Source organism: Aeromicrobium sp., from assembly GCF_050700635.1.
Classification (GTDB): domain Bacteria; phylum Actinomycetota; class Actinomycetes; order Propionibacteriales; family Nocardioidaceae; genus Aeromicrobium.
The window spans coordinates 24,110-30,851 of sequence record NZ_JBOHDT010000110.1 but is presented as its reverse complement, the minus strand read 5'-3'; the positions used below and the strand labels follow the sequence as shown (position 1 = coordinate 30,851).

7 protein-coding genes are annotated in these 6,742 nt (G+C 66.4%); 4 read left to right on the top strand and 3 right to left on the bottom strand.

Annotation, left to right across the window (positions count from 1 at the left end; all coding sequences use genetic code 11):
* The first annotated feature begins 336 nt into the window (after window positions 1-336).
* From ACRDPN_RS08945 to ACRDPN_RS08935, 3 genes are all read left to right on the top strand, one after another.
* Window positions 337-1,119, top strand: a complete 783-nt coding sequence (locus tag ACRDPN_RS08945; protein WP_431447096.1) for a DUF4352 domain-containing protein — start codon at window positions 337-339, stop codon at window positions 1,117-1,119.
* A gap of 189 nt (window positions 1,120-1,308) precedes the next feature.
* Entirely contained in the window at window positions 1,309-1,650 is a 342-nt protein-coding gene (locus ACRDPN_RS08940) for a CD225/dispanin family protein (RefSeq protein ID WP_431447095.1), read from the top strand.
* Between the two features lie 2 nt (window positions 1,651-1,652).
* The gene (locus ACRDPN_RS08935) at window positions 1,653-2,078 is read left to right on the top strand and encodes a DUF2752 domain-containing protein (RefSeq protein ID WP_431447094.1); all 426 of its coding nucleotides are present in this window, start codon (window positions 1,653-1,655) and stop codon (window positions 2,076-2,078) included.
* A gap of 14 nt (window positions 2,079-2,092) precedes the next feature.
* Here ACRDPN_RS08935 and ACRDPN_RS08930 read toward each other — a convergent pair whose 3' ends face one another.
* Window positions 2,093-4,465, bottom strand: coding sequence for a hypothetical protein (locus tag ACRDPN_RS08930; RefSeq protein ID WP_431447093.1), 2,373 nt, complete (start codon window positions 4,463-4,465; stop codon window positions 2,093-2,095).
* 65 nt (window positions 4,466-4,530) lie between these two features.
* Between ACRDPN_RS08930 and ACRDPN_RS08925 the strand changes: the two genes are divergently transcribed.
* Window positions 4,531-5,172 carry a GNAT family N-acetyltransferase gene (locus tag ACRDPN_RS08925; RefSeq protein WP_431447092.1) on the top strand — a complete coding sequence of 214 codons (642 nt, stop codon included), beginning with the start codon at window positions 4,531-4,533 and terminating at the stop codon, window positions 5,170-5,172.
* Here ACRDPN_RS08925 and ACRDPN_RS08920 read toward each other — a convergent pair.
* Together ACRDPN_RS08920 and ACRDPN_RS08915 are read right to left on the bottom strand one after the other, a co-directional pair.
* On the bottom strand, window positions 5,150-5,749 hold the full coding sequence (locus ACRDPN_RS08920; RefSeq protein WP_431447091.1) for a hypothetical protein: 600 nt from the start codon (window positions 5,747-5,749) through the stop codon (window positions 5,150-5,152). The genes ACRDPN_RS08925 and ACRDPN_RS08920 overlap by 23 nt on opposite strands.
* A 10-nt stretch (window positions 5,750-5,759) precedes the next feature.
* Entirely contained in the window at window positions 5,760-6,698 is a 939-nt protein-coding gene (locus tag ACRDPN_RS08915; RefSeq protein WP_431447090.1) for an endonuclease/exonuclease/phosphatase family protein, read from the bottom strand.
* Between the last annotated feature and the right edge of the window lie 44 nt (window positions 6,699-6,742).

Here is a 6,742-nt window from a genome sequence, read left to right as displayed (position 1 = left end):
GACGGACCTCTATTGGGACAGAAACTGGTACGTGTGGAACAACGCTGGCGACACGGCTTTCCTGCGAAAGAGCGGTCCGACGCGAGTTGACCGTTGCGAGTGGGGCTCAGGAAGCGGCGTGAAGTCTTGCTGATCAGCGGTCAATAGCTGTCGAACGCATCCGGCGCGCAGGCGACCAGTCAAGTCACCTAGTCCGAGTGAGCCATCTTCCGCACTCGATGTGACTGGTTTGTGATGTTCGGCGCCAATCGCGTCCGGGCGTCCATATGCTTCCGAAGGTTGCGCCGATTCTGAGGCGCCCAAAGCCTAGAACTCTTTGAAATTGGGGGAACTCTCATGTCTGAAAAAGCACCTGCCGGCTGGTATCCCGACAGCGATGGCACGAACCGATGGTGGGACGGCGACCAGTGGACCGACCACCAGCATCCGGCGCCCGGATCGGCTCAGACCGCGACCGCCGTTGCGGCTCCGGCCCAGGCTCAACCGCCGGTCAGGACCCGCGCTGATGCGAAGGCCGAGAAGGCCTACGCCAAGGCCACTCGTCCCTGGTACAAAAAGAAGCGGTGGATTGGGCTTTTGGCCGTCATCGCGCTGAGCATCGTCATTGCTGCAACGTCGGGCGGGTCGGACTCTGGCGGTCCCGAGGTAGTCGGGAATTCGTCCAGCGGAGACACATCCTCAAATTCGAACAAGACTGGTTCCAAGAGCAACCCGGTCAAGGTCGGTGAGACGGTCAAGCTCGAGGGGACCGAGTACACCGTCAAGAGCGCGAAGAAGACTCCCACGGTTGGTGGCGAGTTCTTCAAGGAGAAGGCCAACGGTGTGTTCGTCGTGGTCGAGCTGACCGTCGAGAACAAGAAGGACGAGACGAAGACGTTCCTCGACGAGGCTACGAAGTTCATCGCTACCAACGACAAGAAGTACTCAACCGACAGCGACGGCACGATTGCGTCGGCTGGTGAAGGCGACGAGTCGTTCATGCTCATGGACATGCAGCCGGACGTTCCCGAAACCGGGATCCTCGTCTATGACGTGCCCGTGGGCAAGGCCAAGGGTGGCCTGCTTGAAGTCAGTGACCTCTTTGGTGGCGGCGAGGCGTACATCGACCTCGGGCTGTAAGGCGGCGTACGCAAGGAATGTCTGAACAGAACATCAGCGACCCGAGACCGACGCACGGTCTCGGGCCGCTGTTCGTCTTGCAACGAACGAACTGTGGTGTCGTCGTGACCGCAGGGCGACTTGGGTGATAGAACAAGCGAAGCCCGTCGGCAATCAGACGCCCGACGGTTACCGACAAGGATCCGCCAGATGTCGACCCAGCCACCGCCACCTCCTCCCCCGCCGCCGAGCCCTGGTGAGTACCCGGGCCCCAGCATGGGCCAGAAGCCACCGTCCAACCTCGTGTGGGGCATCCTCACGACACTGTTCTGCTGCCTGCCGTTCGGCATCGTCTCGATCGTCTATGCCGCGCGGGTCGACGGGAAGTGGAGCGGCGGCGACGCGGCCGGCGCGCAGGCCGATTCGGACAACGCCAAGAAGTGGGCCATCATCGCTGCGCTCTCCGGAGTTGCCGTGATCGTTCTCTATGTGATCGTCGTCATCGCCTTCGGTGTCAGCATGAGCGGCGACATGAGCGGCAGCGAGTTCTGATCATGACCATGGTGGCCCGGGGTCGGGAGAAGAGACTTTCCTCCCGAATCTGGGCTGCCCCTGCCGCCCTCGCAGCACTCGCGGCTGCGGGGGCGGTGGCGGTTCTCCTCCGCGACCCGCATCAGACACACTCCTGGGGCGCGTGTCCGGTCAACGCGCTCACCGGCGGATACTGCCCCGGGTGCGGAAGCATGCGCGGCGTGCACGACCTGCTGGTCGGTCAACCGCTCGAGGCGATCGGCCACAATCTCCTGCTTCTCCCGGCACTGGCCTGGCTAGCGTGGTGGTGGGTCCATCAGATGGCCGCCGCAGTCGGTCGTAGGATCGCCGGGCCGCCGTCGTCGGCAGGATTTTGCTGGTCGCTGTTGGCAGTGCTCGCGGTGTTCACCGTCCTGCGAAACATCCCCGGATCGCCCCTCGCGCCCTGATCGCGCGAGATGAGTCAGCGCGATCGGACCTCGGCCAAGGCCGTCGGCCATTCGGGGTTCGACCAATAGTTGCTGTGGCCGTGCAGCTCGTTGACGGGCGCGGCCTGGAGCTCGTCTACACGCGGCACTGGGTCGACCAGGCGCCAGTCGTCGCCGCAACGGCGAGTCCGGTACGGGCCGACGATCTCGTCTGGCCTCTCCCCCGCGCCCGGATCCGGGAAGTGGCCGGACTCAGCTTCCGCACCCTCGCCCTCGTGGCGCCAGGACAGCACCGGTCCGGCCAACGGGTCGGTGTCGCGGTAGAGGCTCACCCAAGCGCCGTCGAGACGGTCATGCAAACGCCGGATCGACTCGTAGTTGACGTACATCGGGAACGCTCGGGCGAACATCAGACGCAGCTGCGAACCGAACGTGACCAGTCCGATACGTTCGCACTCGCCCGTGCCGAGCAGGTTCAACGCCGCGAAACTGACCAGGCTCCCCTGGCTGTGACCGCAGACCACCACCGCACGACCCTCGGTCGACGGGCCCGAATAGTGACGGATCCGGTCTGCCAGGTCGCCCACGGTCCGTAACGAGTACGGCGTCGGGATGAACGGGTGCACGGCGTGAGGCCAGAACGCGACGACGTCCCACACGATGTTGACGCTGCGCCGCACGGACGCGTCGCGGAAGGCGCCGCGCGCCAGGAACACCAACGCGAGCATCAGCCCGAGGAGCACCCAGACACCGAGCTGGGTGAGAAGCACCGCACCGTGACCGTTGGACGTCTGCCGGCTGAGGTAGCCGAGGTGGCCCGGTAGGTTCCCGAACCACATTTCCAGGACCAACGCCAGCATCAGCACACCGCCGACTCCCACGAGCGTCCAGAGGATCGGCTCGACACCGTTCTTCACGCGCGCGAACCACACCGTGCTGCCGAGCTTCGAGCGCCAGGAACGCAAACTGTCGGGAGCGAACGCCGAGTCGTCCGGGTAGCCGATCAAGGCCTTCTCGGCCATACCCAGCCGACTCATCGCCCTCCTGACCACAAGGAAGACCACGATCAGGATCGCCGGGAAGATCGACAGTCCCCACGCGTAGGCGACCCGGTCGAGCATCAAGGTGATGCCGAGCTCGGCTCGCCGGCTCCCGGTCCGTTCGCTCAGCAGCGACGCGACGCCGATCACGACCGCGGCCGAGTAGCCGACGCCGAGGAACACACCCAGGCCCGCGACTGGGATCGCGGTCATGCCCTTGCTGTACGGCCGGAAGTACGACGCCGGCCCGTCTGCCGCGCGCGTCCGGCGCGTCGCCCACGACAGTCCGCCGACGGCGAGCACCAGCACGCCGAGCCCGATCGCTCCCGCGTACAGCAGAAGCACGGAGCGGTTGTCGAACTGGTCGTACCGGACCAGGAATCGGTCGAGGGCGTCAAGCGCCTCAGGGCGCTTCGTGCCGTACACCGACCACGACGCCCAGGTGATGAGTATGAGCCCAGCGACGACGAAAAGGCCGGACAGCGCCGACGCCACCCGATGCCACCGGCTCACGCGACGTGTCGGTGCACCGTCGAGCCCGGTCGTGGCAGCCTGTTCCGGATCGCCGAGCAGCACGGTGACGACTAATACCGCGACCAGCAGCAGCCCGGCACCGGCCGTGCCCTGCTTGGCGAAGCTGAGGCCCATGTAGGCCGGAACGGCGAGACCCATTGCGGTGTGCAGGCCCCGCAGGGCGAGCGTGTCGGGGTCGCCGCGATAGAAGTCGGCACCGGCGAACGGTGTCATCGGCGTGCCCGACACGCCGGCCGGCGTGGCCTGGTCTGCCTCACCGCCTCCGCGTCCGAACAGCCGTCCGATCAGCGTCGCTCCTCCGAGCACAAGGACGAACGCCCCGGACAGCGCGACGGCGAGGGACGGGATGCCAGGCTCGAGCCATCCGGGCACGAATGACTGACGGGGTGCCCAACGCGCGCCCACAAGATCGATGAGCGTGAGAGTGGTGGCGAAGCTCAGCATGATCGTCAGCAGCAACGCCAGGAAGCGCAGCGCCGCGAGGGCCACCATCCGGAACGCACCGGCGTGGCGGATCGGCGACCCGTCGGCATCGTGCGGGGCCGGAAGCATGAATGCCGAGGCGTTGACCAGCCCGAACGGGAGCAGCGCGAGCCAGAATGCCTTGAGCCACGAGCCCGACGTGTACCGGCCCCAGTGGAAACCCTCGACGGCGTGTCCGTCGTCCGCGGCCTGGATGTGGCCCTGTGCGTCGACCTTGCGGAAGAAGCGAGAGCGGTCGTCGCCGTCGACCTGCAGGACATGGGGCGAGGCGAGCAGATCCTCCGGTGGCGTTCCGCTGACGCCGTGCACCCGCAGCTCCACCCAGGTTGCGCCACCGGAGTCGTCGTCCATGTCGCGCTCCCCTCGCTCCCGCCATCATGACCGATGAGGACCGATAAACGCGGCAGGATGGTCATGTGGGCGACCGGGAGCTGGTGATGCGATGGGTCCGCGGGTGGGCCCAGGTCCACTCCATGCGTGTGGAGGACGTCGACGGCTGGCCGCTCGTGCACGTGCGGCGACCGTCGCGGGAGACCGAGATCATCTGCGTCGACCCCGGACGGCCGGCGTTCGATGTGCTGGCGCGTCACACGGCGCATGATCCGCTCGAGATGCTCACCGTGGTCGGTCGTGATCTCGGCCCGTACCTGGCCCCTCCCCTGCCACCGGGCCTGCGCGTCGACCGGGACGACGAGGTGTTCATGACCACGGCGCTCGCACCATCGCCGGTGCCAGTATCGGACCGGTTCACCTCCCGATGGGTCGACGACGGCCACCGCGCGTCGTACACCGTCGATGACGGCGAACGGGTGGTTTCCGAGGGCATGGTCGGAGTGCTGGGCGCGGACGCAGTCATCGACGCCGTCGAGACATCACCGGGTCACCGTCGCCAAGGGCTCGGTCGCCACGTCATCGGTGCGCTGACGATCTGGGCGGTCGACCATGGGGCGCGCACCGGCCTGATGGCGGCAACGGCCGACGGCGCGAGCCTTTACACGGCACTCGGGTGGGACACGACCATGGTGATGTGGTCGCTCATGGGCGTCCGCGACGACTGACCGCCACCGTCGCCGCGACGACCCACAGAACGAAGAGGACGAACGGCAGGAAGAGGAAGGCCGTCAGCGCCACCAGGACCGCCACCGGATAGCTCGAGATCGACAGCCACCGAGGCAGGAGGTCCGGGGTTCTGGCCGCGATCGCGATGAAGATGGCGGCCGGCAGCGTCCCGCCGAGGCCGAGGGCGACGTACCCGAACTGCGGGAGCACGGCCTGGCCGGACTCGAGGCCGGGGTCACCGAAGAACGAGCCGACCAGAAGACTGAGCGGCACCGTGGCGAACGCGAGCGCCGCGACGATCATCCCGATCGCGGCTGCAGCGCCTGTGACCAGCAGAGGAGCCCGGAAGGCCCCGGTGTCGAAGGACAGCGCATGGGCGAACCAGACGAAGGCAAGGCCTGCCAGGAGCAGGAGGACGGAGCCCGCGACGTAGCCGATCCTGTTGCCGGTGTCGGAGAGGAGCGTGACGAACTGAGCATCGGAATCGGCGAACGATCCGACCAGCTCCCCGAGAGGCACGGCGGAACCGACGAAGAGGATCACGAACAACGATCCAGGGCGCCAGACGTTGAGCACGACCTCATCCTCAGTCGAGCTGGAACTCGACCCACAGTGGGTAGTGGTCGGAGATGCGCCAGGACACCTCGGCCTTGGTCTTGCCGTGGAAGGCGAACGGGAGGAAGTCGAAGCCGCCGGCCACGCCCTCATAGCGAAGCCCTGTGAGCACGTTGTCCATGGTCTGGAAGTCGGAGAACCACGCGATCTGGTCGTAGAAGTTCTTGTTCCTGTCGTTGGAGAAGATGGTGCGCGGCACCTCGTTGAGCTCGGCGGGCGGGAACAGCCCGGTCGAGAACAATGCCTTGTAGAGGTCGCTGCCCATGCGGTCGATGTTGAAGTCGCCCAGCACCAGCAGGTTCCGGTTCCAGTCCGTTGGCCGGTCAGCCCATCTGCGCATCCAGTTGGCGAACTTCGTCAGCTCGGGGATCCGCTCGGTCACGTTCTTGCCCCAGATGATGTGTACGGACGTCAGGATGAACTCGATGTCCTCGCGTCTGAAGCTGGCGGCGTAGGGCGTCCGGGCGAACTGCTGCGCCGGTTCCGTCACCGTGCTCGGCAGCACGATCTCGCCCACCAGCCCCGACGGCTGCACTCGGGTCGAGTCGTAGATGAAGCTCAGTCGTTCCCCGTTGCCCTCGTCGCCCTCCGTGACGTCGGAGGTGATCACCTTCCAGTTGGGACCGAGCCGTGTGAGCAGGAACCGCAAGGCCTCCGTCTCGCGGCGAACCTCCTGGACGGAGATCACGTCGAAGTAGGACATGAGCGCCGCGATGAGGGCGACCGCGCGCCAGTCACGCTTCGGGGAGTCGTTCGCCGCCGCCGACCACTTGGGGGTGACATCTCCGAACGCCCGCAGGTTCCAGCTGCCGATCAGGAGGTTCTTGGGCTTCTTCGACGGCACACGGGCGCGGACGGCGGCGCGGAGCGCGCTGATCTCCGCGGCGACAGCTGCCGGGGTTTCGGGCATGTCTCAGTAGAGCAGCCACGAGACCGCGGTGTCGGGCTTTTGCG

Bases quoted from the DNA above. Each gene is read 5' to 3' on its own strand.
- ACRDPN_RS08935 (WP_431447094.1), top strand. From the start codon at position 1,653: ATGACCATGGTGGCCCGGGGTCGGGAGAAGAGACTTTCCTCCCGAATC.
- ACRDPN_RS08915 (WP_431447090.1), bottom strand. From the start codon at position 6,698: ATGCCCGAAACCCCGGCAGCTGTCGCCGCGGAGATCAGCGCGCTCCGC.
- ACRDPN_RS08945 (WP_431447096.1), top strand. From the start codon at position 337: ATGTCTGAAAAAGCACCTGCCGGCTGGTATCCCGACAGCGATGGCACG.
- ACRDPN_RS08930 (WP_431447093.1), bottom strand. From the start codon at position 4,465: ATGGACGACGACTCCGGTGGCGCAACCTGGGTGGAGCTGCGGGTGCAC.
- ACRDPN_RS08940 (WP_431447095.1), top strand. From the start codon at position 1,309: ATGTCGACCCAGCCACCGCCACCTCCTCCCCCGCCGCCGAGCCCTGGT.